22 protein-coding genes, 2 tRNA genes and 1 riboswitch are annotated in these 25,726 nt (G+C 40.7%); of the genes, 19 read left to right on the top strand and 5 right to left on the bottom strand.

All coding sequences use genetic code 11. From position 1 onward, the window contains the following. The first annotated feature begins 107 nt into the window (after positions 1–107). From HXT60_RS03365 to HXT60_RS03310, 12 genes are all read left to right on the top strand, one after another. Complete coding sequence (locus tag HXT60_RS03365; protein ID WP_032833905.1) at positions 108–1,130, top strand: ribose-phosphate diphosphokinase; 1,023 nt, start codon at positions 108–110, stop codon at positions 1,128–1,130. 76 nt (positions 1,131–1,206) lie between these two features. Further along, a tRNA-Gln gene (locus tag HXT60_RS03360) sits at positions 1,207–1,277 on the top strand. A gap of 106 nt (positions 1,278–1,383) precedes the next feature. Further along, entirely contained in the window at positions 1,384–2,046 is a 663-nt protein-coding gene (locus HXT60_RS03355) for a CDP-alcohol phosphatidyltransferase family protein (RefSeq protein ID WP_004113650.1), read from the top strand. 65 nt (positions 2,047–2,111) lie between these two features. Beyond that, a complete protein-coding gene (locus HXT60_RS03350; protein WP_421790740.1) occupies positions 2,112–2,870 on the top strand; it encodes a YebC/PmpR family DNA-binding transcriptional regulator in 759 nt (252 codons plus the stop codon). A gap of 6 nt (positions 2,871–2,876) precedes the next feature. Further along, positions 2,877–3,458 (top strand): crossover junction endodeoxyribonuclease RuvC, encoded by a 582-nt coding sequence (gene ruvC, locus HXT60_RS03345; protein ID WP_004113652.1) that lies wholly within the window; start codon positions 2,877–2,879, stop codon positions 3,456–3,458. A gap of 48 nt (positions 3,459–3,506) precedes the next feature. Continuing rightward, entirely contained in the window at positions 3,507–4,145 is a 639-nt protein-coding gene (gene ruvA / locus HXT60_RS03340) for a Holliday junction branch migration protein RuvA (RefSeq protein ID WP_004113653.1), read from the top strand. 6 nt (positions 4,146–4,151) lie between these two features. Then, complete coding sequence (ruvB, locus tag HXT60_RS03335; protein WP_004113654.1) at positions 4,152–5,213, top strand: Holliday junction branch migration DNA helicase RuvB; 1,062 nt, start codon at positions 4,152–4,154, stop codon at positions 5,211–5,213. A 68-nt stretch (positions 5,214–5,281) separates the two neighbouring features. After that, complete coding sequence (yajC, locus tag HXT60_RS03330) at positions 5,282–5,698, top strand: preprotein translocase subunit YajC (RefSeq protein WP_004113655.1); 417 nt, start codon at positions 5,282–5,284, stop codon at positions 5,696–5,698. A gap of 18 nt (positions 5,699–5,716) precedes the next feature. Continuing rightward, on the top strand, positions 5,717–6,298 hold the full coding sequence (locus HXT60_RS03325) for an adenine phosphoribosyltransferase (RefSeq protein ID WP_004113656.1): 582 nt from the start codon (positions 5,717–5,719) through the stop codon (positions 6,296–6,298). 133 nt (positions 6,299–6,431) lie between these two features. Next, positions 6,432–8,027, top strand: a complete 1,596-nt coding sequence (locus tag HXT60_RS03320) for a DUF6350 family protein (RefSeq protein WP_004113657.1) — start codon at positions 6,432–6,434, stop codon at positions 8,025–8,027. Between the two features lie 73 nt (positions 8,028–8,100). After that, complete coding sequence (gene purH, locus HXT60_RS03315) at positions 8,101–9,741, top strand: bifunctional phosphoribosylaminoimidazolecarboxamide formyltransferase/IMP cyclohydrolase (RefSeq protein WP_162861370.1); 1,641 nt, start codon at positions 8,101–8,103, stop codon at positions 9,739–9,741. A gap of 106 nt (positions 9,742–9,847) precedes the next feature. Continuing rightward, positions 9,848–10,237, top strand: a complete 390-nt coding sequence (locus HXT60_RS03310) for a DUF3017 domain-containing protein (RefSeq protein ID WP_004113661.1) — start codon at positions 9,848–9,850, stop codon at positions 10,235–10,237. Positions 10,238–10,264: 27 nt separating this feature from the next. Here the strand turns inward: HXT60_RS03310 and HXT60_RS03305 are convergent, their stop codons facing one another. Next, positions 10,265–11,251 (bottom strand): MIP/aquaporin family protein, encoded by a 987-nt coding sequence (locus HXT60_RS03305; protein ID WP_013399605.1) that lies wholly within the window; start codon positions 11,249–11,251, stop codon positions 10,265–10,267. A gap of 199 nt (positions 11,252–11,450) precedes the next feature. On the opposite strand from HXT60_RS03305, the gene HXT60_RS03300 reads away from it, so the two are divergent. From HXT60_RS03300 to HXT60_RS03285, 4 genes are all read left to right on the top strand, one after another. Then, entirely contained in the window at positions 11,451–12,224 is a 774-nt protein-coding gene (locus tag HXT60_RS03300) for a pseudouridine synthase (protein WP_004113665.1), read from the top strand. Next, positions 12,221–14,425, top strand: coding sequence for a bifunctional cytidylate kinase/GTPase Der (gene der / locus HXT60_RS03295; RefSeq protein ID WP_004117798.1), 2,205 nt, complete (start codon positions 12,221–12,223; stop codon positions 14,423–14,425). Before HXT60_RS03300 ends, der begins: the two co-directional genes overlap by 4 nt. A 65-nt stretch (positions 14,426–14,490) precedes the next feature. Next, a complete protein-coding gene (locus HXT60_RS03290; RefSeq protein ID WP_116772869.1) occupies positions 14,491–17,019 on the top strand; it encodes a DEAD/DEAH box helicase in 2,529 nt (842 codons plus the stop codon). A gap of 94 nt (positions 17,020–17,113) precedes the next feature. Beyond that, on the top strand, positions 17,114–18,487 hold the full coding sequence (locus tag HXT60_RS03285; protein ID WP_101886475.1) for a replication-associated recombination protein A: 1,374 nt from the start codon (positions 17,114–17,116) through the stop codon (positions 18,485–18,487). A 75-nt stretch (positions 18,488–18,562) separates the two neighbouring features. Here the strand turns inward: HXT60_RS03285 and HXT60_RS03280 are convergent, their stop codons facing one another. From HXT60_RS03280 to HXT60_RS03270, 3 genes are all read right to left on the bottom strand, one after another. Next, positions 18,563–18,868, bottom strand: coding sequence for a YhbY family RNA-binding protein (locus HXT60_RS03280; RefSeq protein ID WP_004117809.1), 306 nt, complete (start codon positions 18,866–18,868; stop codon positions 18,563–18,565). A gap of 248 nt (positions 18,869–19,116) precedes the next feature. Further along, on the bottom strand, positions 19,117–21,462 hold the full coding sequence (locus HXT60_RS03275) for an energy-coupling factor transporter ATPase (protein ID WP_048729801.1): 2,346 nt from the start codon (positions 21,460–21,462) through the stop codon (positions 19,117–19,119). A 58-nt stretch (positions 21,463–21,520) separates the two neighbouring features. Next, positions 21,521–22,120 (bottom strand): ECF transporter S component, encoded by a 600-nt coding sequence (locus HXT60_RS03270; RefSeq protein WP_421791396.1) that lies wholly within the window; start codon positions 22,118–22,120, stop codon positions 21,521–21,523. A gap of 5 nt (positions 22,121–22,125) precedes the next feature. Further along, a riboswitch (FMN riboswitch) is annotated at positions 22,126–22,277 on the bottom strand. A 109-nt stretch (positions 22,278–22,386) separates the two neighbouring features. Between HXT60_RS03270 and HXT60_RS03265 the strand changes: the two genes are divergently transcribed. Next, entirely contained in the window at positions 22,387–23,397 is a 1,011-nt protein-coding gene (locus tag HXT60_RS03265; RefSeq protein ID WP_004117817.1) for a glycosyltransferase, read from the top strand. A gap of 98 nt (positions 23,398–23,495) precedes the next feature. On the opposite strand, the gene adhP is transcribed toward HXT60_RS03265, so the two are convergent. After that, on the bottom strand, positions 23,496–24,506 hold the full coding sequence (gene adhP / locus HXT60_RS03260; protein WP_004111567.1) for an alcohol dehydrogenase AdhP: 1,011 nt from the start codon (positions 24,504–24,506) through the stop codon (positions 23,496–23,498). A 304-nt stretch (positions 24,507–24,810) separates the two neighbouring features. On the opposite strand from adhP, the gene HXT60_RS03255 reads away from it, so the two are divergent. Together HXT60_RS03255 and ahpC are read left to right on the top strand one after the other, a co-directional pair. Beyond that, positions 24,811–24,886: transfer RNA gene (locus HXT60_RS03255), tRNA-Gly, on the top strand. 273 nt (positions 24,887–25,159) lie between these two features. Next, on the top strand, positions 25,160–25,723 hold the full coding sequence (ahpC, locus tag HXT60_RS03250) for an alkyl hydroperoxide reductase subunit C (protein WP_004115062.1): 564 nt from the start codon (positions 25,160–25,162) through the stop codon (positions 25,721–25,723). Positions 25,724–25,726 lie beyond the last annotated feature (3 nt).

Here is a 25,726-nt window from a genome sequence, read left to right as displayed (position 1 = left end):
ATGATTTGTTGTGTATGAAACGGCTTAATGATTATAGTCTGCGCAAATAGATAGTATTAATCACAGTCCGTTTTTTGTGGGCTGTTAGTGAACTAGCGTTTGGAGATATGGTGAGCATCGTCCTTGAAGGAAAGCCAGATAAAAACCTTGTTCTCGTAACTGGTCGCGCGCATCCGAAGCTTGCTCGAGATGTTGCAAATCAGCTTGGTATAGAAGTATTGGAAACAACAGCATATGATTTTGCCAATGGCGAGATGTATGTTCGTTACACTCAGTCTGTGCGAGGAACAGACGTGTTTGTGTTGCAAAGTCATAGTGACCCTGTTAACAAGTCCATTATGGAACAGTTAATTATGATCGACGCATTAAAGCGCGCGTCTGCTCGTTCTATTACCGCTGTGTGCCCGTTGCTTGGATATTCTAGACAAGATAAAAAGCATCGCGGTCGTGAGCCTATTTCTTGCCGCTTGATGTTTGATTTGCTTAAAACAGCAGGCGCAGATCGAATCATGAGCGTTGACTTGCATGCGGCACAATCGCAAGGATTCTTCGATGGTCCTGTAGACCATTTGATTGCTATGCCAGTGCTGGTTGATTACGTTCGAGATCGTTTCAGCGAAGATTTAGGAAACGTTACCGTTGTTTCGCCAGACGCAGGTCGAATCCGAGTTGCAGAACAGTGGGCGCAACGTTTAGGCGGAGGTCCATTGGCTTTTGTTCATAAGACTAGAGATATTACTCGTCCAAATCAGGCTGTAGCAAATCGTGTTGTTGGTGATGTTGCTGGGCGTGATTGTGTTATGGTTGATGATTTAATTGACACTGCTGGAACAATTGCAGGCGCTTGTAATGTTCTTAAGGACGCTGGTGCAAAGTCTGTTACGGTTGTTGCAACTCACGGAGTGCTTTCTGGTCCTGCAGTTGAACGTTTAAAGAATTGCGGAGCTAGGGAAGTGGTGTTAACGGATACTGTTCCAATTCCAGAAGAAAAGCGTTGGGATGGGTTAACTGTTCTTTCAATTGCCCCACTTTTGGCAAGTGCTATTAAAGCTGTGTTTGAAGATGGGTCTGTTGCAAAGCTGTTTGACACTTATCCAGAGCATCATGGCAAGGGGTTCTTCTTTGCATAAATCCTATTTCGCCACGCCAAACTTGACGATGTCAATTGTTATGGCATAATAGTGACTTGGCGGTTTTTTCCGCCGTTCCCTCATGGTGTAATGGCAGCACACGGGTCTTTGGAACCCTTTGTCTTGGTTCGAATCCAGGTGAGGGAGCTAGAAATTGCGCCGCTTAATTTTAAGCGGCGTTTTTTATTAACATAGTTTGTTGATAGTGTGTGTATGAGTAGCTTGTTTAATCTAGGAAGGCGTTTTATTAGATATGTTGGAATCTTTAAGAGGTGGATTCAAGCGTGTTATTGCGCCTATTGCTAAGCTGCTTGTAAAATTTGGCTGTACAGCAAATGGCATTACTGTTTTCGGTACTTTGGCTGTTGTAGTAACCTCAATTTTTGTTTCTATGACTGGCTGGCTTTTATTCGGTACAATTTTGCTTACGATTTTTGTCCTTGCAGATGCTTTGGATGGTTCAGTCGCTGCTTTAACTAATCAAAATGGTGGAACGAAATTTGGTGCGTTTTTGGATTCTACTTTAGATAGAATCGCTGATTGGTCTCTATTTTTGTGTGTTTGTATTTGCTTATATCGTGCTAAAAATATCAACATATGTTTATATTTGCCAGAATATGTTAATGGTTTTATAAAATATTGCGGATTGCTTTGTTCGCTAATAGCAATTATGGCTGCTTTTGTAACGTCATATGCTAGAGCAAGAGGTGAGTCCGTTGGGGTGGAAGCTAAAAAAGGTTTGATTACTAGAGCAGACAGAGTGGCTATTATATTGATTTCAATGGGATTAAGTGGATTAACTGACTGGCTTTTATGGCTTAGTTTAGCCATGTTTATCCTTTGTATTGGTGGTATCATAACCGTTATACAGAGGATTTTTGAAGTTAAAAATTTGCTTAAAAATACTAGCGCATGACGATTTGTCGCTAAAGAGCATTAAAATCATCACGTTTACGTAACCGTACACTTTTTAGGAGTATCATGTCAGGTCATTCCAAGTGGGCGACCACAAAGCATAAGAAAGCCGCTATTGACGCTAAGCGCGGCAAGCTTTTCGCCAAGCTTATTAAGAATATTGAAATCGCTGCTCGTCTTGGTGGTGGAGACCCTGATGGTAACCCAACTTTGTACGATGCAATCGTTAAGGCTAAAAAAGCTTCTATGCCAGCAGATAATATTAAGCGCGCTGTTAAGCGTGGTTCTGGTGAAGAAGCAGGCGGCGCAAACTACGAAGAGACTGTTTACGAAGGCTATGCTCCAGCAGGTGTTGGATTGATTATTGAGTGCCTTACTGATAATCGCAACCGCGCTGCAGCAGACGTTCGCTCCACTCTTACAAAGGGCAATGGTTCTTTGGCTACAAGCGGTTCTGTTAGCTTCAACTTTGAGCGTAAGGGCTTGATTGAGGTTCCTAGCGAAGGCGTTGACTATAGCAAGCTTTTTGATATTGCTGCAGAAGCTGGCGCTGAAGATGTTGCTGACGACGGTGATGTGTATTCCGTATACACTGATTCTAGCGATTTGGTAACTGTTCGTAAGGCTTTGCAAGATGCTGGTTTCGACTATGATTCCGCAGAAATCGTTATGCATCCAAACAATGAGGTTGAATTGAGCTTTGAAGATGCTCAGAAAGTGTCTCGTTTGATTGACAATCTCGACGATTTGGACGATGTTCAGAATATTTACAGCAACTGGACTGCTTCAGATGAGGTTATGGCTCAGCTTGAGGAAGCAGAATAGTTTCCTATGATGATTTTGGGCGTTGATCCCGGGCTTACTCGCTGCGGGGTCGGCGTGATTGAAGCCGGCGTTTCTCGTCGGCTTTCTTTTATTCACGTCGATGTATTAAGAAGTGATCCTAAGACTTCTCAAGATTTAAGATTGCTCGAAATTTACAATGGACTGGTGGAGAAAATCGAAAGGTTTTCGCCAGATACTATTTCGATTGAGCGTGTTTTTGCTCAAGAAAATCGAAACACTGTTCTTGGTACTGCTCAAGTTGCAGGTGTTGCAATGTTGGCTGCTGCTCAGAGAGGTATTCCTGTAGCTTTGCATACTCCTACAGAGGTTAAACTCGCTGTTGCTGGAAATGGAAAGGCGGATAAAACTCAGGTAGAGCGCATGGTTGCGCGTCTTTTAAATCTTAATGTTTTACCGACTCCTGCAGATGCAGCTGATGCCTTGGCTCAAGCGATTTGTCACGCGCTTCGCCCAGCAGGGGCTTTGCAAGGAGGAGAGCGAGAGCAGCATTTAACTGAGGCTCAACGAAAGTGGGCTGCTTCTTTGCGTTCTGCTAGCAGACATTCTTCTGTCGGACGTGACATGTAGTATGTTTTATAGAACAGATGTTCTATTTATCTAGAAAGGTGAGCGCTGATGATTGGTATGCTTAACGGCGTTATTGAATCAGTTGATTCTCGATGTGCGCTTATCTGTGTTAGTGGTGTTGGCTATGAAGTTTATATGCCATCGTCTGATTTGGCTGCGCTGCATGAAGGTCAAGATGTTAAGGTTTATACGTCTTTACAAGTAAGTCAAGATGCTGTTACTTTGTATGGTTTTACGAGTATGCCTGCCAAGCGTATTTTTCTTCAAATTCAGCAGAAAGTTAGTGGTGTTGGTCCTAAAGTTGCTCTTTCTTTACTTTCCACTTTAAATGTGAATCGTTTATTGCAGGCTATTGCAGATGGCGATATCACCGCATTGTCTTCTGCTCCAGGATTAGGTAAAAAGGGTGCTCAAAAAATTGTTCTTGAACTTAAAGGTTCTATTGACGTATCTCAATTAAATGAAGATGATACTTCTAAAGATTCAAAATCTTATAAAAAGGAATTTGATGAATCTGGCATCAGCAAGGTTGTCGATGGACTTATGTCTTTAGGGTGGAAGCAGTCAGATGCTCAAAGAGCGGTTGAAAACGTGTGTAATAGTGAAAAAATTGCTCTGCCAATCAGTGATTCAGATATGCCTAATGTTTTGCGTATGGCATTGGCAGCGTTAGATAGAGGCAGGTGATGATTCATGAGTTTGGATGAAGGAATCGACGTACAAGCTTTAAATACTGGCGTATCCGAAGATTCATTAAGAATTGTTTCATCATCTCCTATAGGAAATGAACAGATTAGCGATGAAGAATTAAGACCTCATGCTCTAGATGGATTTATTGGACAGCCTCTTTTAAAGGCGCAGTTACAACTTTTTTTGGATGCTGCAAGATTGCGTGATGTTCCTCCAGATCACATGTTGCTTGCAGGTCCTCCTGGGCTTGGAAAAACAACATTAGCAATGATTGTTGCTAATGAGTTAGGCGTATCTATTAGAGTTACGTCTGGTCCTGCTATTCAACATGCTGGTGATTTAGCATCAATTTTGAGTTCTCTTGATACTGGTGAAGTACTGTTTATTGATGAGATTCATCGTTTGCCTCGAGCTGCAGAAGAGTTGCTTTATATAGCTATGGAAGATTTCCGAGTTGATGTTATGGTTGGCAAAGGACCAGGGGCGTCTTCTATACCTCTTACATTGCCGCATTTTACTGTGGTTGGTGCTACTACGCGCGAAGGTATGCTTCCTTCTCCGCTTAGAGCACGTTTTGGTTTTACGGCTCACTTGGATTTTTATCCTCACGATGAGTTGGAAAAACTGATTGAACGTTCATCTGTTCTTCTTGGTGTTCATCTTGTTGATCAAGCAGCTAAAGAACTTGCTATTCGTTCCAGAGGAACTCCTAGAATCGCAAATCGACTGTTAAGACGCGTACGTGATTGGGCAGTTGTGCATAATCTTAAAGATGTAAATCGCGAGTCTGTAATAGAAGCCTTATCGTTGTATCAGATTGATACTCAAGGTCTTGACCGTCTAGATATTGCGGTTTTGAAAGCTATTGTGAATCAATTTAATGGTGGTCCAGTTGGGCTTAATAATTTGGCTGCAATGGTTGGAGAAGAGGCAGAAACTGTAGAAACCGTTTGTGAGCCGTATTTAGTGCGTGAAGGGTTTCTTATTAGGACTCCTAAAGGTCGTGTTGCCACTGAAAAAGCTTGGCAACACTTAGGTCTTAAAGCGCCTGATAATGTCAGATAGATAACATAAAATAAGTGTTTTGGGCGGTGTTTTGTCCGTCTCAGGGTTGGATACATAAGGAGTTTATTGTGCCCCAATTTGTTAGCCAGTATGGCATGCTTATTGTACTCGTGATTGCCATGGTTGGTATCATGTGGTTCCAATCTCGTAATATGAAAAAGCGTCAAAATGAGTTGAAGTCCTTCCATGATTCTTTGAAACCAGGCGTTGAAGTTATAACAATTGGTGGAATTATCGGTAAGGTCGTCGTAGTTGATTCTGATCACGAAGAGATTGTTCTAGATTCAGAAGGTAGTTTACTTCGAGTGTCTTTCAGAGCTGTGAATAGAGTTTATGTTCGTGTAGATTTCAACAGCTATGACAAAGACGATGAAGCTGATAACTCGGAAGATGTTGATGCATCTGATAAAGATGAATCTCAAGAATCGAGCGAAACTGAGCAGATTCAAGAATCCAGCGAAACTGGTGAAGTCAAAGAAAACTGAGATAAGAACAATAAGATTATGACAACAACTGATATTACAGTAAAATCTTTGAAGAATGTTAGTGATGAGGATGTTAAATATTTAGCATCTCTTATTAGAACAATTCCAGGGTTTCCAAATCCAAAGATTGTTTTCCGCGATTTTCTTCCTGTTTTTGCTGATAATCGTGGTATGCGAATTCTTATTGATTCATTAGTAGATTCGTTGCCAGTTTCTCAAGATTCGTTTGATTTAGTTGCTGGACTTGAGGCTCGTGGATTTTTGTTTGGTCCAGCTTTGGCTGCTCGACTCAATAAAGGTTTTGTTGCCGTGAGAAAAGCAGGTAAATTGCCTCCCGAAGTCATAAGCGAGTCATATTCTCTCGAATATGGGGAAGCTAAGATAGAGATTGAGAAAGATCTTATAAAGCCTGGTCAGCGTGTTCTTATTGTTGACGATTTAATTGCTACAGGAGGAACTGCAAAAGCTGCTGCGAGACTTGTTGAAAGGTCGCAGGGCACTGTTGCTGGATTCTGCTTTGTAATGGAGTTAACAGGAATTAGCGGAATGAATGAGTTGCAATCTTATAAATGCTCTAGTTTAATGACGATGCCTGCATAAAAGTGGTGTATGAGTAGTAGCTTGTGTTGTACTTGGGTATCTACATTTATTCATATATTGTTTTTAGGTGTAATCATAAAAAATCGAACAACTTAGATCTAACTTCAAGCGGCTAATAAGGGAGGATGATGTTATGAAAAAACTGAAGTCTTCTCTTATTAGCATTTTGAAGGGGATATCTATACCCGCTATTGCGACTTTGATTTTTGTAATAGTTGTTGGATTATTCATGTCACTAACCCTTCTTGTTATTTCTATAGAAGAAGGAACTGGTAATCTTTCCGATTCATCAATGTCGATGACATGGGCTGCTCTTCTTTTTGCGCAAGGAGTTGGTCTAGGCTTTGATGATTTTATTCTTACAGTTATTCCACTTGGTTTGACTTCGCTTATAATTACAATGCTTGCGATTCTGATGAGAAAACTAAAAGGTGGATTGCTAGTAAATTGTATTGGTTTGTTTGTTTGGGTTTTCATCAATGGAGTTATATCTCAAAATACTAATATTGAGTTATTGGATTCGTTACCAGTCATATTGTTAAAAAGCTTTTGTGTATATGCTTTTGCACAGTTAATAGCTGTTTTCCCATACAGCTCATTGTTTGTATTAATCAAAAATAATATAACAAAAAATGTTCCTGAACATATATTAAAACGCATAAAAATTTGCCTTTATTCAACCGTAATCGTGTTGTCAATTTATGCAATTATTGCATTATCAACGATTATCTTTTGGTCCATTGTTGGAGCAAGTAATGTTGAGATAGTTTTTTCAAAGTTAGGAATGCAATTAGGTTCAAGAATTTTAACCACAATTGCATGTCTGGTATGGCTTCCAAACGTTGCATTATGGGCATTATCATGGATTTCAGGTTCAGGATTTGCTATAGGATCAGTTGCTAATTTCACAATTTATGCAGTTAATCGTAAGTCTTTGCCTCCTGTTCCATTCTTTGCCATATTCCCAGACTCTATAGGTGATTCACTTTATAGGCTTCTTGTCAATGGTATTGTTTTTGCCTTATGTGGCGTATTTGCGTTATTTGTGATCTTATATTCTAAGTCTTGTAATATTCGTTTGCATTTCGATAAAGATAAACTTGATTGGAAGTCTACCGTTATTGCTTTTGTGGAATCAGCTGTAGTTTTGGTATCAACTTGCATATTAGTAATACTCGTTATGAGTATACTATTCTTGTTCGCAAACGGTGATTTAGGTAAATATCGTTTATCCAATGTTGGTGTAAATGTAAGTAGAAGTGTTCGTGCTTTAGGTCATTTAACAGTATTTGGTTTTGGGTTGGCCTGGATTCTCGTTATATTTGTGTGCGCAATAATAATTTCTATTCGTGCGTTAAGTTCTAAAATTTTTGAGAAATATGATTCCATTAAGCCGTCGAATTTTAATATATTTTCCAAAAAGTTATCTGAAAATATTAGTGAAAAGTCAAAAGAAAATCAGAACATAAAATCGCAATCAAAACCAGTTGAACAGTCATGTGAAACGTCAGTAATAACTCCTAAAGAAAACAATATGTCTGAAAAGTCTGCTGATTATATGTCTTCAAAAAAAGAAAAAACGCGTTCATCTTGTTCAATTAGTCAAAATGAAACAGATAATATAAGTCAGCCGCGAAGCGTTAAATCCACTAAAAAACAACCTTTGCTTGAGAACAAAACTGATACTAGAAAACCTAGAACAGTTAGTTCGAAAGTCAATAAAAAATAATCCTCGTCCAACATCAAGGAGGAAGACCACCGTGCAACAGATACACGCGCAAGAATCAAGTGCAGATGTGCTGATAACCACAGGTAAAAGGTCAATCAAGCGAGTACTTGTATCAGTATTTTGCAAAGAAGGGCTAGAAACTCTGGCAGACGCTTTTAAAAAGTGCGGAACTCAGGTTGTTTCAACAGGTTCAACAGCTGCAAAACTCCAAGAATTAGGTGTAAAGGTTACGGAAGTATCTGATATAACAGGTTTCCCAGAAAGCTTAGATGGTAGGGTTAAGACGCTCGATCCACATATTCACGCTGGGATTTTAGCAGATATGAGCAATCCTGATCATGTAAAGCAGCTTAAAGAGTTAAATATTGAGCCATTTGATGCTGTTGTAGTGAATTTGTATCCGTTTGTAAACACTGTTATGAGCGGTGGAAGCGAAGCTCAGATTATTGAGAAAATCGATATTGGTGGACCATCTATGGTTCGCGCTGCCGCGAAAAATCATAAATCTGTGGCTGTTATTACAGACCCTGCAGATTATAATATTCTTGCCCAAAGAGTGTTATCTGGAGAAGGTTTTAGCCTAGAAGAACGCGAATACTTGGCGCATAAAGCATTTGAACATACGGCTTCTTACGATGCTGCAATATGCCAGTGGACAAGTGAAGTTTGGTCAATTCCAGAAAGTATGAAGACCAAGTCTGAGGAAGACGCAAATTCAGTTGATAAAACAAGTGAGGATTTGATTCTTCCAACTGATTATACGCGTACGTGGAAGTTAAATCGCAAGCTTAGATATGGTGAAAATCCACATCAGCAGGCGGGGCTTTATCTTGACCCATTGCATAAGGGAGGTTTAGCTCAAGCTGAACTTCTTGGTGGAAAGCCGATGAGCTACAACAATTATGTTGATGCGGATGCGGCTTGGCGTGCAGTATGGGATTTTGCCCCACAAATCGCTGTTGCAGTATGCAAGCATAATAATCCTTGCGGCTTAGCAATAGGTGCAACTGCAGCTATTGCTCATAAGAAAGCTCACGCTTGCGATCCTGTAAGTGCTTACGGCGGTGTGATTGCTTGCAATTCAACTGTTACACTAGAAATGGCTGAAAGTGTTCGACCAATTTTCACAGAGGTAATTGTTGCTCCAGATTATGAGCCTGAGGCTTTGGAGTTATTGCGCACTAAGAAGAAGAATTTGCGAATCTTAAAGGTTGCAAATCCTCCAGTTTTGGGCTTGCAGGTGCATCCTATTGATGGTGGCGCATTGGTACAAAGCGCAGATAAGATTGATGATTTTGGCGATAATCCTCAAAATTGGACTCTTGTATCTGGAGAAGCTGCAGATACTGATACTTTGAGAGACTTAGAGTTTGCATGGCGCTCGCTTCGTTGCGTAAAGTCTAACGCAATTCTACTTGCACACGATAATGCTACTGTTGGCATTGGCATGGGGCAGGTTAATCGCGTGGATTCTTGCCACTTGGCTGTTGAGCGTGCTAATACTCTTGCTGATGGTGTTGAGCGTGCTCGTGGAGCTGTTGCGGCTTCGGATGCATTCTTCCCATTTGCTGATGGTCCGCAAATCCTTATTGACGCAGGTGTGCGAGCAATTGTGCAGCCAGGAGGGTCAATTAGAGATGAGGAAGTGTTTGAAGCTGCGCGTGCGGCTGGAGTAACAATGTACACTACTGGTACAAGGCACTTCTTCCACTAAATAGTATTTGACTGAATAATAAAATATTTATTAATTTTTTAATTAATACAAGTATTCTATAAAAAGGACCTTGGATTGTATTTTCGTATACTTTCCAAGGTCTTTTATGTATTATACAAGTATGACAATTAATGATCGGTATGAAAAACAAGACGATGTATCAAAAATTCAAAAGAACATTTTAAATGTAAATGAATCTGAATTAGCAAAAAAATCAAACCATATATACGTTTCTGAAGTCAAAGAAGGAAAACCGTATGCGCAATGGATTGTGGCAGCAATAGTATGCGTAAGCGCAGTATTGGCGTTTATGGGTAAAACAATGGCTGCCACGGTAATAATTGCCGCAACAGCCATTGTTCTTGGAATCATACGCTTAATATTTACTCAAAAAAGTCCATGGAAGGTTAGATCTGTAGCCTTCGATTCTTTCATAAGCATTTCGCTAGGAATTGGACTATTGATAACGTATTTTTCAATTTTTTTCTTAATGTAGAATCCGATAGATTTAATTCACGAAATTCTATTTATCATCTCTGTTAAAAGGATTAAATGGAACATTATCGTTTCCAGTAGAATCCAAAGTCGTAGAAGGGGTTACTGAAGACTCTGTGTTAACAGGAGGTTCTGGAACTACAGGAACAGTATTCTGTAGAACAGGAGAAGTTTGATTTGAGCAATCAGCAGCAACAGGATTCTGATTATTTGAAGAAGATGTTGCAAGCTTGCAAATAAGCATGACAAATCCTACGAGCGCAGCGGCAAAAACAGGTGCAATCCAAAATACCCAAAGTTGACTCAATGGTGAGACAGATAACTTTTGCGATTGAGCAAGAATAGCAATGCCAGTAGAACGGGCAGGGTTTAAACCAGCTCCAGTAATTTGATAAGTAATGAAAGCTCCAGCGGCATAAGCAATGCCCATGTGAGTAGAATATCCGCATTTTGTGCTGCCGTTGTCATTCATGTACGTCATGGCTGTTGCAACAATAACAAGAACTGCAATAATTTCAACAACAAGAGCAGTAATAACGCCAAAAGATGCATTAACACTCTTAAGTTGGTTTGCAGAAATGGAAGCATTTTCAAAACCATTAACAACAGGAGCAAACCAAGTGTGAGCTGGAACCATCTTTGTTTGTGGCAGAACAAAAACAGTTACTCCAGCTGCAGCGATAGCTCCAAGAACCTGAGCAATAATGTATAAAATTCCAGAAATATAAGGAGTTCTGCCAGTAAGCATAGATGCGATAGTTATAGCAGGATTTACATGTCCGCCAGAAAACTTAGATGCAATACCAATAGCAGCAGCATAAGCAATGCCAGTTCCTACTGCAATCATAAGAACATTTACGCCATACATTGCAGTAACAATAGATGAGAACATGTAGATAGTGAACATTGCAAAAGCGCTTGCAATGAATTCTGCTCCTACTCTAAAAATGAGCGGAGTTCTAAGTGCAGAAGATTGTTTAGAAACAGAGCAATCTGCATTTGAAGTGTAGTTCATAACAATTCCTTACGTTAATTGTGTACACCGCTATGCTGGTTTTTATTATTTACAGCACAACCAAACGTTTGCTATAGTATCACGGCTATGCCATACGCTAACATAGAAAAACGTGGTAATTTCCTGTATTTATTGCAGAATGTGAAAATTTGCTACTAATTTATTAAAAGAATACGAATAAGGTCACGTTGGGAGAACGATGCCAAACGCATATTCCCGCGCCAATCAGGCGCAACAAGAATCCAAAAACGCTGTTCGACTGCAAAAGCTACTTGCTGAAGCGGGATTTGGTTCACGCCGAAAGTGTGAAGAAATAATCTTAGATGGGCGTGTTGAAGTAGATGATGAGCTTGTAACAACACTCGGAACTCGAGTAGATCCAAGTAAACAAAAAATACGCGTAGACGGATCGAGAGTGAAATTTAATCACAAGCTTGTAACGCTCGCGCTTAATAAGCCTAAAAGAGTTTTGAGCGCAATGGATGATCCAAAAGGTCGCTTCACTTTAAGAGACATTGTTGGAGATAAGTACGAGCGAATTTTCCACATGGGACGCTTGGACTACGATTCTGAAGGTCTTATTTTAATGACCAACGATGGTGAGTTAAGCCAGCATGTTATGCATCCAAAGTATGAAGTTGAGAAAACGTATATTGCAACTGTTGAAGGCAAGATCAACGGAATGGTTTGCCGCAGGCTAGTTTCGCAAGGCGTAAATCTGGAAGACGGCTGGATTAAGCTCGATCGCTGTGCAATAATCGACCAAAATCACGATGCAACAATCGTAAAAGTTGTTTTACACTCTGGCAAAAATCGTATTGTGCGCAGGATTTTTGGAGCCGTAGGATATCCTGTAAAGCGTCTTGTGCGTACGCAAATCGGCCCTATTAAGTTAGGGGACTTAAAAGCTGGATCGTATCGAGTGCTTTCTCAAACAGAAGTGCGCTCGCTTTCTAAGGAGGTTGGCCTGTGATTTGCGTAGCAATTGATGGACCAGCAGGAGTAGGTAAATCTTCTACTTCTCGTGCTTTAGCGCAATACTATGGTTTTGCGTATTTAGATACGGGGGCAATGTATCGAGCTGCTGCTTGGTGGTGCTTGAAGCAAGGTATTGATTTAAGCAAGCAGCTTGAGTTGGATGAAGAAGGAAATCCAACGAATTCTGCAGATGCAAAACGCTTGAATCAAATTGTTGAAGCTGTTGGAGCATTGTTTACGGAAGATCATGCTGAATTTAGTGTTGATCCAAAAAATCCTGTAGTCGTAATTGATAGTGAAGATATTAGCGAAGAATTGCGTTCCAGCGAAGTTTCTTCGCACGTGTCTACGGTTTCTTCGATTCCTGCAGTTCGACGCATGCTTATTGCTGCTCAGCGCGCGTATATTACTTCAGAGTCTAGTGAAGATTCTTTCTCAGGCGGAGAGGGAATAGTTGCAGAAGGACGCGATATTACTACTGTTGTAGCTCCAAATGCTCAAGTTCGAGTGCTTCTTACTGCTCGTGAGGAAGTGCGTCAAGCTCGCAGAGATAAGCAGGATATTGCGCAAGAAAATTTGCAAAATAATCAATCTAAAAATAATGAATCTGAAGAAGACGATATTCGTGCTCGCGACGCTAAAGATGCTAAAGTTACGAATTTTCTTAAAGCTGCAGACGGTGTTACAACTCTAGATAATTCTGATTTAACTTTTGAGCAGACTCTTGACGCGCTTGTAGAGATTGTTGACGATGCAATTGAGCAAGATGAGTACGACCGTTATGCTGCAAATCTTGAAGGCTACGATCTTGATGATGAAGATCGTGCGCTTCTTAGCGGTGATTTTGCAAGCGATGATGAATCGAAAGATACAAAAGCTGTTGGAGTAATCGCCGTTATAGGTCGACCAAACGTTGGAAAATCAACGCTTGTAAATCGTATTCTGGGTCACAGAGTTGCTGTTGTGGAAGATACTCCAGGCGTTACTAGAGATCGCGTAAGTTACGACGCTGAGTGGGCTGGAACCAACTTTAAGCTGGTTGACACTGGCGGCTGGGAAGCAGATGTTGAAGGAATAGATTCTTCTATTGCTCAGCAAGCACAAGTGGCAGTGCGTTTAAGTGATGCTGTGATTTTCCTAGTAGATGGTCAGGTTGGTTTAACAGCTACCGACGAGCGTATTGTTTCAATGCTTCGCGCTGCCGGTAAGCCTATTACTTTGGCAGTTAACAAGGTTGACGACGCTAGAAGCGAGTATTTGACTGCAGAGTTTTGGAAGCTCGGAATGGGTGAGCCTTACGGAATTTCTGCAATGCACGGAAGAGGCGTTGGAGATTTGCTTGACGCGGCTCTTAACTCTTTGAAGAAAGCGAATAAAACTTCAGGATTCTTGACTCCAGAAGGACTTCGCAGAGTTGCTTTAGTTGGGCGTCCAAATGTTGGTAAGTCTTCGCTTTTGAACCATTTAGCTCATGAAGAACGTTCTGTTGTAAACGATTTGGCTGGAACTACTCGAGATCCTGTTGATGAGGTTGTGCGAGTTGATGGAGAAGACTGGCTGTTTATTGACACTGCTGGTATTAAGCGCAGGCAGCATAAGCTTACTGGTGCTGAATACTATTCTTCACTTCGTACGCAAGCTGCGATTGAGCGTTCTGAACTTGCTTTGATTCTTTTCGATTCTTCCCAGCCGATTGCAGAGCAGGATTTGAAAGTTATGAGCCAGGCTGTAGACGCGGGTCGAGCAATCGTACTTGTGTTTAACAAGTGGGACTTGATGGACGAATTTTCCAGACAGCGCATGGAACGCTTGTGGAAAACTGAGTTTGAGCGCGTAACTTGGGCTGAGCGCGTTAATCTCTCCGCAAAAACAGGATGGCATACGAATCGTCTTGCGCGCGCTATGCGAACAGCTTTAGACAGCTGGGATAAGCGCATTCCTACAGGCAAGCTCAACGCTTTCTTAGGTCGTATTCAGTCTGCTCATCCGCATCCTTTGCGAGGCGGAAAGCAAGCGAGAATCTTGTTTGCTACTCAGGCTTCTACGCGCCCACCGCGTTTCGTGATATTCGCAACAGGCTTCTTAGAGCACGGTTACCGTCGCTTTATTGAGCGTTCTCTTCGAGAAGAGTTTGGATTTGAGGGAACTCCTATTCAAATCTCTGTAAAAGTACGAGATAAGAAGAAGCGCAAGTAAAATCGCAAGTAAATAAATTTGCGATTAAAGTCACGAGTAAAGCTTAAGTAAAGTAGGAGCGGAATATGGCTGGTCTGGGCGAGTTAGCTTTTGATTTGCATCATGCTAGCGAAGACGAGATTTTTCAAGCATTTGTTGATTGGGTTAAAGATAACAAGCATGTAGATTTGTGGCCGCATCAAGAAGAATCTGTTATGGATTTGCTTGCAGGAGACCATGTTATCTTAAATACTCCAACCGGTTCTGGAAAATCTCTAGTAGCGCTCGGCATGCATTTTGCAGCGCTCGCTACCGGCAGACGCTCCTACTATACTGCGCCAATTAAAGCTCTTGTTTCCGAAAAATTCTTCGATTTAGTTGCGATTTTTGGGCGCGACAACGTTGGCATGATTACAGGAGATTCGCATATTAACGCGGACGCTCCAATAATCTGCTGCACTGCAGAAATCTTAGCAAATCAAGCCTTACGCGAAGGCGCAAACGCTGAAGTCGATTGCGTTGCAATGGACGAATTCCACTACTATGGTGATCCAGAGCGCGGATGGGCTTGGCAAGTTCCGTTACTTACACTTCCAAATACGCAATTCTTACTTATGAGCGCAACTCTTGGAGACGTAACGGATATTGCGGAACGTTTAGAAAAATCAACAAAACGTAGTGTTGATATTATTGCTAATGCGCCAAGACCAATCCCACTCGAATACGAGTACACAGATAAGCCGCTTGCAACAACTGTAGAACTCTTATTTAACAAGGGTTTAACGCCAATCTATGTAGTTCATTTTTCGCAAGATGCAGCTCTAGAAACAGCTCAAGCGCTTGCAAGCACGGGGGTTTCTAGCAAAGATCAGCGAGACAAAATTGCTCAAGCTATTAAAGGCACTAAATTTACTACAGGTTTCGGCAAAATTTTGCAAAGGCTACTGCGCACGGGTGTAGGCGTACACCATGCTGGTATGCTTCCGCGCTACCGTAGGCTTGTCGAACAGTTAGCTCAGCAAGGATTGCTGCCCGTTATTTGTGGCACAGACACTCTCGGAGTTGGTATTAACGTGCCAATTCACTCGGTTGTTCTTACAGCTCTTACAAAATTTGATGGGAATCGTAGTAGAAAGCTTCGTGCTCGCGAGTTTCATCAAATTGCAGGACGTGCAGGCAGAATGGGATTCGATACTGAGGGCTTAGTAGTTGCAGAGGCTCCAGAGTTCGAGATTGAGAATGCGCGCGCTGTTGCAAAAGCTGGAAATGATCCTAAGAAGCTTAAAAAAGTTAAGCGTAAGAAAGCTCCAGAAGGCTTTGTAGTTTGGGGCGAGCCAACGTTTACTAAGCTTATTGAAAGCGCTCCAGAAACTTTGAATCCTCACATGGTTGTAACGCACTCAATGATTTTGAACGAAGTTACGCAAGGTGGGGATGCTAGAGCACGCGTTGAAAAACTTATTGAAGATAGTGCGCAAAAGCCGCAAGATAAAGAGAAATTGCTCGAGCGTTGCAACGATATTTTCCAAACTTTGCTCGATACTCAAGTGATTGAATGCAGAGAGCTTTCGGATGGTTCTTGTGATTATGATCTTGATGTTGCTATGCCAGAGGGCTTTGCGCTGGATCAGCCGCTTTCTCCGTTCTTGCTCGCAGCTTTGGAACTTCTAGACCCAGAATCTCCAAGCTATGCGCTTGATCTAATTTCTATGGTTGAAGCAACTTTAGATGATCCTAAGCCTGTGCTTCGCGCACAAGAGCGTAAGGCTCGCGATGCTGCAATGGCTGGCATGAAGGATGATGGCATTGATTACGAGGAGCGCATGGAACGCTTAGTGGAAGTTAGCTACCCTAAGCCTCTTGAAGATTTGCTTGAGCCTGCTTTTGCGCAATATCGCAAAGATGTTCCGTGGGCAAACGACTACTGGATTAAGCCTAAATCTGTGCTTCGAGACATGGTCGAAACAGCGTCCGATTTTACTGGCTATATTTCGCGCTATGGCATTGCTAGAAGTGAAGGAACGCTTCTTCGTTACCTTTCGGACGCTTATCGTTCGCTTGCTCGCACTGTGCCAGAAGACATGCTGAACGAAGAATTGTGTGATATTATTTCGTGGCTTCGTCTTGTTGTGCGATCTATTGATTCAAGTCTTGTTGACGAGTGGGAGAGTGCAGGAGGATCGGACGCTGAAGCTAGTGCTGTAACTATGGCTGCGCCTGGAACTTCTGAGTCTGTTGTTGAGGATCGTCGTGGACTTATTGTGTTGATTAGAAACGCAATGTTCCGTCGCGTGCAGCTTATGGATTTGGAAGATGCGGATACTTTAGGAGAGCTTGACAAGGCTTGGGGTTACGGCGTTCACGAGTGGAATGATGTGCTTGACGACTATTACGATGAGCACGAGTATGTTGGTATCGATGCCAAGGCTAGAAGTGGCGACTTGTTTATTTTGGATGATTCGCTTGAGAAGAGTGAACATTCGTGGAAAGTTCGGCAAATTATTGACGATTCGGACGGAGACCATAATTGGGCTATTACTGGTGTTGTTGATTTGGATTCCACACAAGATACAGGCGAAGTTGTGTTCTTTGACTACAGAGTGTCGCACGTGTGATTCTTAAAAATGTGCTAACAGAGCACAGAAGGTAAAACACAGAATGCAGAATGCAATCGAACGTTTGTTCTATATGTAGTGTAAGCTGGTATTCATGGAGAAAGATTTATTTTCCGCAAGTAGTGCACCTAGCGATGTTACGCGTCCGTTGGCAGTGCGTATGCGCCCAAGCAGTATTGAAGATGTGTTGGGGCAGTCGCATGCGCTAAAAGAAGGTTCGCCTTTGCGCAGGCTTGCAAATCCACAATCTAAAGGTTCTCTTACTGCTCCAAGTTCTGTTGTGTTGTTTGGACCTCCAGGAGTTGGTAAAACTACGCTTGCTTATATTGTGGCTAGACAGTCTGGTCGCGTGTTTGAAGAGCTTTCTGCTGTAACTTCTGGAGTTAAAGATGTTCGAGCTGTGTTAGATCGAGCGCATGAGCGTTTAGTTAGTAAAGGTCAAGAAACAGTTCTGTTTATTGACGAAGTTCATCGTTTTTCTAAATCACAGCAAGATGCTTTGCTTCCAAGCGTAGAAAATCGCGATGTAACTTTTATTGGAGCTACTACCGAAAATCCAAGTTTTTCAATCATTAAGCCACTACTTAGCAGATCAGTAGTTGTTAAACTTGAGTCTCTTAGTGTTGAAGATTTGCACACTCTGATAGAACGCGCAATTTCTAGCGAAAATGGTCTTAATAATCAGCTTAAAATCGACGAAGACGCAATAGATTCAATTATTCGTTTAAGTGGGGGAGATGCTCGCAAAACTCTTACTATTCTAGAAGCGGCAGCAGGAGCTGTAACAGGAGATGTTGCGTTGCAGCATGGTAAAAATAAGCCTGTAATTACTGCTGATATAGTTTCTAACGTAATGGATACTACTACAGTTCGCTATGACAAAGATGGCGATGACCATTACGATGTTATTTCTGCTTTTATTAAATCAATGCGCGGAAGTGATGTTGACGCTTCTTTGCATTATTTAGCGCGAATGCTTAGAGCTGGTGAAGACCCGCGTTTTATTGCAAGGCGAATTATGATTGCTGCTGCCGAAGAAGTTGGTATGGCAGCGCCGCAAATTTTACAAGTAACTGTTGCTGCAGCTCAAGCAGTTGCTTTAATCGGAATGCCAGAAGCGCGCATTATTCTTTCGGAAGCTGTGATTGCTGTAGCAACTGCTCCAAAATCAAACGCAAGCTACAACGCTATTAATAAGGCTTTGCAAGATGTTGATACTGGGAATATCGGTCAAGTGCCTCTTCATTTGCGTAACGCGCCAACTGCTTTGATGAAAAGTTGGGGCAATCATGATGGGTACAAGTATGCTCACGATTATCCGGGTGCTGTTGCATCTCAGCAATATATGCCAGATGAGCTAGTTGGTCGCGAATATTATCACCCAAATAATCGCGGCTACGAGCATGATATTTCGCAACGTTTATCTCAAATCCGCAATATTCTCCACAAATCTGCTGACAATAACTAAAGTCAATAATTAAAAGGCTTCTTAGAATTCTAAGAAGCCTTTAATACAGTATTACTATTTTTTTTTAAGATAGTTTTATTCACGAACAAGCATAATGTGGTCAATATCTTCGCGATTTGAAACGCGGAATAACACAAAACGGTTGCCAATTACTTGCACGACTTCTGCACCAAGATGTTCTGCGAGTTCCTGCGCAGCTTCTTTAGCACTTAAGCCAGAACCATCTTGCACAGCACACTTCATAAGCTCGTGCGATTGCATTGTTTCGTCTGCTTGCTTAACAGCAGCGTCGCTAATATCGTTTTTTCCAACGTAAAGCAATGGGCTTAAAGTGTTAGCGAGCGCGCGCAATTGCTTAATTTGCTTTTTAGTTAATGCCATTATTTTCCTTCCAAATCGCGTTTAACATGCGTAAAACGCTAAAACGTCAATTTTCAAAACATTAAAACGTCAAAACGCTATATTGTTAAACGCAATTATCAACAACCATTATCGACAACCAACTATCGACTATTGATTATCTACTTGTAACGCTTAAATTTTCAATGCCTATCGGATTATACATTAACCGTAAGAATCCGCGTTCAATACGATTAATACGCTCAATATGCAAATATTACAGTTATCAGTTATACAAATATTCCAGCAAAAATTATTCCGCACACAATAGCTAATGTAACACTTAAAAGCGCAAAGTCTTTTATGCGAATTTTCTCTGCATGTAAGTGCGTGCGATTTGCACCAGGAACGTAGCATCTAGAATCTAGTGCAAGTCCCAGTGTGTTTGCGTGCCGAATAACGCTTGCAAATCCTGGAACTATAAGTGATGTTATAGCTTGCAATCGCTTTTTTATAGACCCGTCTTTTATGTTTCCGCCTCTTGCGATTTGAGCTAAAGCTACAGATTCTGCTTCTTTTGAAAGAGTCGGCAAAAAGCGCAAAGCAAGGCTCATAATAAGAGCAATTTCTTGACTTGGCAATCCTATGATTCTAAGAGGCGAAATAATAGACGCGCACGCTTCAGTCAACTGCGTTTGGCTTATTGTTAGTACAATTATTGATCCGATTAGTATAACAAGCGAAAATCTTGAAGCGAAAAGTATTGCAAACTTTATTCCATCATCTGTTATTAATAGCGGTCCAATTTTAAAAATTTCTCTTCCAGAATTCACAACTAGAAGATTAAACATTCCAGAAAATACGAATATTGCAATAAACATATGCAATGACAACAATAATTTTATAGGTGATATTCTAGCGAGAAATATTAGAGCAAGCGTTGATAGTGCAAGAATTCCTAGTTGATAGAAGTTTGTAATACTAAACGCGCTAAACATAAGAATTAAGCATGATATTAGTATGATTCGCGTATTGAATAAGCTTAGCAATGACTTGTTTTTGATTTCGTTTTTCTTTTCGTTAACATTCTCGCTAGCATTTTCAAGCTTTTCGTCTTGCGCGTGTTCTTGAATCTCCTTCTTTTTGCGCGATTCTAACGTAACAATGCGCGCTCCAAGCGATTTTGCTTCGTTTAGATCGTGAGTAATAACAATAATTGTTATGCCTTTATTGTGTAAATCGCTTAAAATTTTTAATACGATTTTTGCATACTCAAAATCTAATCCTGCTGTAGGCTCGTCTAAAACCAAAATTTTTGGATTGCAAGCTAAAACACCTGCGATTGCTGCTAGTCGTTGCTGTCCGCCAGAAAGTTCGAATGGGGATTTTTGTGCTAAGTGTTCAATATGCAATGATTTTAGTGCGTTCAATACTCTGGAATGTAATTCACGTCCTTCTAATCCAAAGTTTTTTGGCCCGTATGCTACGTCTTCAAAAACAGTTTGTGCAAAAAGTTGCTGTTCTGGCAATTGCATAACGTAACCAATGTTTTTGCGAATTTCTCGCATTTGCGATTTGCTTGTTTTTTCGCTAATTTTTATTCCGTTTACGCAAATGGAGCCAGAATCGTATTTAATAAGTGCGCATATTGCTTTTGCGAGCGTTGATTTTCCACACCCGTTTTTTCCCATTATTGCAACGATTTCGCCTGATTTTACGCTTAGAGAATAGTCTCTTATTATTGGACTTTGACTATTTGTATAGCTCACATTTAAATTAGATATTTCAATTGCCGTATTTGATTTTTTTGCATTTTCCGTCATGCTTTTTGATTCAATAACAGCTGGCGATTTTTCCGTGAAAAATTCATCTAATTCCAATAAACTTACATCACGCAATTTTCCATTTTCTAGCATCAATATTCGATCCGCATTTTTGCATTCGCTAATCTTATGCGTAACTTGTACGATTGTTGTGCCGCTCGTTTGCAATTTGTTAAAAAGCTTATTTACATCTTCTTTTGCGCAAGAATCAAGCATGCTTGTAGGCTCATCTAATACAAGAAGTTTTGATTTTGTAGCAATCGACGATGCAATAGCAACGCGCTGCTGCTGACCTCCACTCATATTGCTCGGGTCGCTAAAACGGTGATTTTCCATGTTTACAGCGCGTAAAGCATTGCTTATATTTTGCTTCATAAATTCTTTAGAAGCGCACAAGTTTTCAAGCCCAAAAGCAACATCGTCTTCTACAACTGTTGTAACGATTTGGTCTTCTGGGCTTTGAAACAATGCTCCAATAGATTCTCGTGCTTTTTGGTAAGCTTTTGAATCAACATTGTTTGCTTCAAAAACTTTTATTCCGCATAGCGTAACAATTCCAGAATCTGGGGAAGAAAGTCCTGCAATAATTTTAGATAGCGTAGATTTTCCGCTACCATTTTTGCCTATTATTGCGATTCTTTGACCATATGCAATTTCAAGATCTATTCCGTCTAGAATCCAAGTTTTTCCGCCATCGTAGCTAAAGCGAACTTTTTGCAAAGAAACAGCATTATCTTTTTTAGCAAAATAATCCGTATTGCTTTTTTCGACTTTGCAACTTGTTTTATATTGAATAACTTTATTGCTTTGCATAATCAGCTTGCTTTTTACTTAATTGACTAATGCTATTTTGGCTAATGCTATTTGTTTGCTACTTGTTGTAGTTAAGAAGTTTTGAAACAGGCTTATAAACAAGCATAGTTATTACGCAATGAATCGCAAGCTTAATCACGTTAAACGGTAGCAGAGCTGGAACTATAAGAGCGGCAACTTGTTCAACGCTCATATGCGCATAAAGCGGCGTAATAATAAGATTTCCGACTATTGCAAGAGCAATCGCAACTACAGATCCAACTATAAGCGAAATAATAGCGCCTTCTTTGGTTCTAATTTTTTTGTAGACGATTGCAGCGCTAACAGAAGCGCCCATTGAAACCAATATTGCCATTATTGCGCCAAACGGGTTAGTAAAGAAGTGTGGAGCAAATCCTAGCACGCTTACGATTGCAGCGGCGAATGGTCCGTATGCAAATCCTGCAATTAAACACACAATTCCCGAAGGATCATATTTAAGGTAGTTTAGGTCTGGAATAAGTGGAAATTCTATAAAGCTTACAGCAATAGAGAGCGCAACGAATAGCGCGTATTTAGCAATTTTTTCGCTTGACCAATAGTTTGTGCCAGAGTAAGTTGCGTGATTATTTGCTGTGTTATTGCTAGTTTTATGATTATTTTCGCGTGAAATGCTCATTAGAGCCTCCGTTTCTTTCATCCGGACTTTAACCGTTGGCTTCGGATTTTAACCGAATCAGCAGCGCAATGCCGCTCGCGGGCTTCGAGAAAATTCACTAATCCAAGAATTACCTCGTTACCGCCAGTAAGGATTTTCACCTTCCCTGAAACTACACTTTATTTTTATCTTATGCTAAGAACATTTATCCGAAAATGAAGTTTGTACTAAAAAATTTGAATTTTATTAATAATATTGATGGCAATGCTAAGTGTAATATTAAAAATATGAGCGAAGTTATAAATGATAATACTATTGATAAGCTTGCTGTTGTTGTAGTTACTTATAAGCGTCAGGAGTTGCTTGAAAATCTGTTTAAATCTTTTGAGCGATTAAATCAATGCCCATGGAGGATTGTTGTTGTAGACAATGAGAAGAGTGAAAAAACTCGTGATATGGTGCAAGATTTAGGTGATGTTCTTACACGTCGCTGGGGTTCTGCTAGCGTGGATGATTCTGGCGATTCAAGCCGCGTTGTTTACGCGCCTCAAAGCAGCAATCTTGGGGGAGCTGGCGGTTTTAGTGCTGGTGTTAAAAAAGCGTATGAACTTGGCGCGCAGTGGTTCTGGGTTATGGACGATGATGTTGAAACTGTTCCAGAATCTATTGAACGTCTTTCAAAGTGGACTAAAAGCCACGATGTGATTCAAGGCAGCCGTTTAGACTACGACGGTGGCGATTTTTATTGGCAATATAAATTTATTGTTTCTCTTGGAATCCCTAACCCAATTGCTCCAGCAGCATTTGGACCATCTGGGTATCGCGTTATGAACACTATGTGCTTTGAAGGCGGATTATTTAAGCGCAATATTGTAGAGAAAATCGGTTTGCCAGATCCGCATTATTTTATTTATTGGGATGACACAACTTACGGATACCTTGCTAGCAAAGTTACGAATCCGATTGTTGTAAAAGATGTTATTCTTCGTAGAACTCGTAATATTCCTAATTGGGATATTGCTGGCGTTCGTCAACTAAATTCTACTTCTGACATGAATCGTTACCATATTATGCGAAATCGTGGTTTTATGGCGCGATACTTTATGATTCATGGCGATTATCGACCATTTATGTTTGCTCTTGGAACAGCATTAACTGCTGCAAAAGAGTTTATTAGGCTTGTTGCTGTAGATCGTGAGCATATTTTAAGTGGTGTTAAAAAGCTTTTTACTGGTTGGATTGCAAGCAGAAAAATTTTGCATGATCCTAATTGGAAGCCAATGCCTCCGTTGAAATAGTGTACAAAAATTAAGTCTTAAAACATCTTAAAACATAAACTAAAAGCCACCTAGCATTTGCTAAGTGGCTTTTAGTTTTTTTTTATTTTATCTCTTTTTCAGTGGGAGAGGTCGATTACCATTCGACCGCGAATCTTACCGCTGAGCATCTCGTCGAAGATGTCGTTAATGTCTTCCATCTTGCGCATATGGCACTGTGGAAGAACCTTGCCTTCAGCACCAAACTGGAACGCTTCTTCCAAATCCTTACGAGTTCCAACAAGAGAACCAACCAAGCGGATTCCGTCAAGAACAAGGCGAGGAATGCTAAGTTCCATTTCTTCTGGTGGAAGACCAACAGCTGCAACAGTGCCGCCTGCTCGCACAGAGTCAACTGCGCTGTTAAAAGCAGCCTTGCTTACAGCGGTTACGACAGCGCCATGAGCGCCGCCTACCTTCTTCATAGCAAATTCAGGAACATTTTCCTTAAGTGGGTTCACGCACAAATCTGCGCCATATTCCTTAGCAAATTCAAGCTGAGCATCGTTAACATCTACTGCGATTACGTGCGCACCAAATACGTTCTTTGCATATTGCAACGCAAGATTACCAAGACCGCCAAGACCGAATAAAATAAGCCATTCGCCTGGATGTACGCCAGATTCCTTAATAGCCTTGTAGGTTGTAACGCCAGCGCAAGTGATGGAGCTTGCAGGAGCTGGATCCAAGCCTTCTGGGACCTTTACTGCGTAGTCTGCTGCGACGATGCACTCTTGAGACATGCCACCATCGGCAGTGTATCCTGCGTTCAAAACGCTACGGCAAAGTGTTTCTCTGCCTGTGGTGCAATATTCGCAATGTCCGCAACCCTTGAAGAACCATGCTACAGATGCACGGTCGCCTGGCTTTAATGTTGTAACACCAGGGCCAACTTCCTTAACAATGCCAATACCTTCGTGTCCAAGAACAACGCCTGTTTTATCGCCAAAATCTTGGTTCTTAACGTGAAGATCGGTGTGGCATACGCCGCAGCACTCCATATCGAGTAAGGCCTCACCAAATTCCAATGGGCGGAGTTCCTTCTCTACAACCTGAGCCTTCTTATCTTTGGTTGCAACAATAGCCTTCATAGAAACCTCCTTGTTCTATGCTTCATCTTTGAAAAACATTACCTTTTTGGTTTCTTTTACCTGTTTGGTAAAAGCTATCTTTTATTCTACATTATTTTTACGATTTTTCATGATAAAAATCACATTTTAAGAAAAATTTTATAAAAATTTATGGCTTAATGATAATAATTATCGTAATCAATATTTTTCTTTTATTCAACACTCCGTAAAATTGCATGTATATTGCAGAAAAATCACTATAAATTTTTATTTTTACTCATAACTTGCATTTATAAAGAAATCAGGCTATTATGACATTTTGTTTGCGGACATAGCTTAGTTGGTAAAGCGCAACCTTGCCAAGGTTGAGACCGCGGGTTCGAGTCCCGTTGTCCGCTCCATTTTTTTTTCTTCTGCTTTTGTTATATTTTTTTTTAGTTTGTTTTAGTCATATTTGTTTTATGAAAATATAAATTTATTAAAGAGTTATTGATATACGACATCTAGCGCTATAGATGTTGTCTATACATATAGTCTTTTTGATATAAATAATCTATCATGATTTTAATGCTGAATTCTGATTCTAAATAATTAGATTTAGCAAATAGGTCAAAATATTGCTAATTGCAAGAAATGAAAATTTTTTAAATAAACAATTAAAGATTGGAGTTGTTATGAGCCTTATTGGTACGCATATTCTTCCGTTTAAAGTAAACGGATATAAGAATGGGGAATTTGTAGAAGTAAGCGATAATGATGTTCTTGGAAAGTGGGCTATATTCTTCTTCTATCCAGCAGACTTTTCGTTTGTGTGCCCAACAGAGCTTGAAGATCTTGCAAATCACTACGAAGATCTTCAAAAATTAGGCGTAGAAGTTTATTCTGTTTCAACAGACACTCATTTTGTTCACAAAGCTTGGCACGATGACTCTAAAGCTATTGCAAAAGTAAAATACACAATGCTTGGAGATCCAAACGGCGCGCTCTCTAAAAACTTTAATGCTTTGAATGAGGAATCTGGTTTAGCTCACCGTGCAACATTCTTGGTTGATCCTCAAGGAAATATTCAATTCTACGAGATGACAGCAGATGGAATCGGCAGAAATGCAGATGAGATGCTTCGCAAAGTTAAAGCTGCTCAATTTATTGCAGCCCATCCAGGAGAAGTATGTCCAGCAAAGTGGGAGCAGGGAGAAGAAACACTTGCTCCATCTATTGACTTGGTTGGGAAAATCTGATTT

Source organism: Gardnerella sp. KA01002, assembly GCF_049244015.1.
Lineage (GTDB): Bacteria > Actinomycetota > Actinomycetes > Actinomycetales > Bifidobacteriaceae > Bifidobacterium > Bifidobacterium vaginale.
This window is presented reverse-complemented; position numbering and strand designations above follow the sequence as displayed.

Bases quoted from the DNA above. Each gene is read 5' to 3' on its own strand.
- HXT60_RS03365 (WP_032833905.1), top strand. From the start codon at position 108: ATGGTGAGCATCGTCCTTGAAGGAAAGCCAGATAAAAACCTTGTTCTC.
- HXT60_RS03355 (WP_004113650.1), top strand. From the start codon at position 1,384: ATGTTGGAATCTTTAAGAGGTGGATTCAAGCGTGTTATTGCGCCTATT.
- HXT60_RS03350 (WP_421790740.1), top strand. From the start codon at position 2,112: ATGTCAGGTCATTCCAAGTGGGCGACCACAAAGCATAAGAAAGCCGCT.
- ruvC (WP_004113652.1), top strand. From the start codon at position 2,877: ATGATGATTTTGGGCGTTGATCCCGGGCTTACTCGCTGCGGGGTCGGC.
- ruvA (WP_004113653.1), top strand. From the start codon at position 3,507: ATGATTGGTATGCTTAACGGCGTTATTGAATCAGTTGATTCTCGATGT.
- ruvB (WP_004113654.1), top strand. From the start codon at position 4,152: ATGAGTTTGGATGAAGGAATCGACGTACAAGCTTTAAATACTGGCGTA.
- HXT60_RS03325 (WP_004113656.1), top strand. From the start codon at position 5,717: ATGACAACAACTGATATTACAGTAAAATCTTTGAAGAATGTTAGTGAT.
- HXT60_RS03320 (WP_004113657.1), top strand. From the start codon at position 6,432: ATGAAAAAACTGAAGTCTTCTCTTATTAGCATTTTGAAGGGGATATCT.
- HXT60_RS03310 (WP_004113661.1), top strand. From the start codon at position 9,848: ATGTATTATACAAGTATGACAATTAATGATCGGTATGAAAAACAAGAC.
- HXT60_RS03305 (WP_013399605.1), bottom strand. From the start codon at position 11,251: ATGAACTACACTTCAAATGCAGATTGCTCTGTTTCTAAACAATCTTCT.
- HXT60_RS03300 (WP_004113665.1), top strand. From the start codon at position 11,451: ATGCCAAACGCATATTCCCGCGCCAATCAGGCGCAACAAGAATCCAAA.
- HXT60_RS03290 (WP_116772869.1), top strand. From the start codon at position 14,491: ATGGCTGGTCTGGGCGAGTTAGCTTTTGATTTGCATCATGCTAGCGAA.
- HXT60_RS03285 (WP_101886475.1), top strand. From the start codon at position 17,114: ATGGAGAAAGATTTATTTTCCGCAAGTAGTGCACCTAGCGATGTTACG.
- HXT60_RS03280 (WP_004117809.1), bottom strand. From the start codon at position 18,868: ATGGCATTAACTAAAAAGCAAATTAAGCAATTGCGCGCGCTCGCTAAC.
- HXT60_RS03275 (WP_048729801.1), bottom strand. From the start codon at position 21,462: ATGCAAAGCAATAAAGTTATTCAATATAAAACAAGTTGCAAAGTCGAA.
- HXT60_RS03270 (WP_421791396.1), bottom strand. From the start codon at position 22,120: ATGAGCATTTCACGCGAAAATAATCATAAAACTAGCAATAACACAGCA.
- HXT60_RS03265 (WP_004117817.1), top strand. From the start codon at position 22,387: ATGAGCGAAGTTATAAATGATAATACTATTGATAAGCTTGCTGTTGTT.
- adhP (WP_004111567.1), bottom strand. From the start codon at position 24,506: ATGAAGGCTATTGTTGCAACCAAAGATAAGAAGGCTCAGGTTGTAGAG.
- ahpC (WP_004115062.1), top strand. From the start codon at position 25,160: ATGAGCCTTATTGGTACGCATATTCTTCCGTTTAAAGTAAACGGATAT.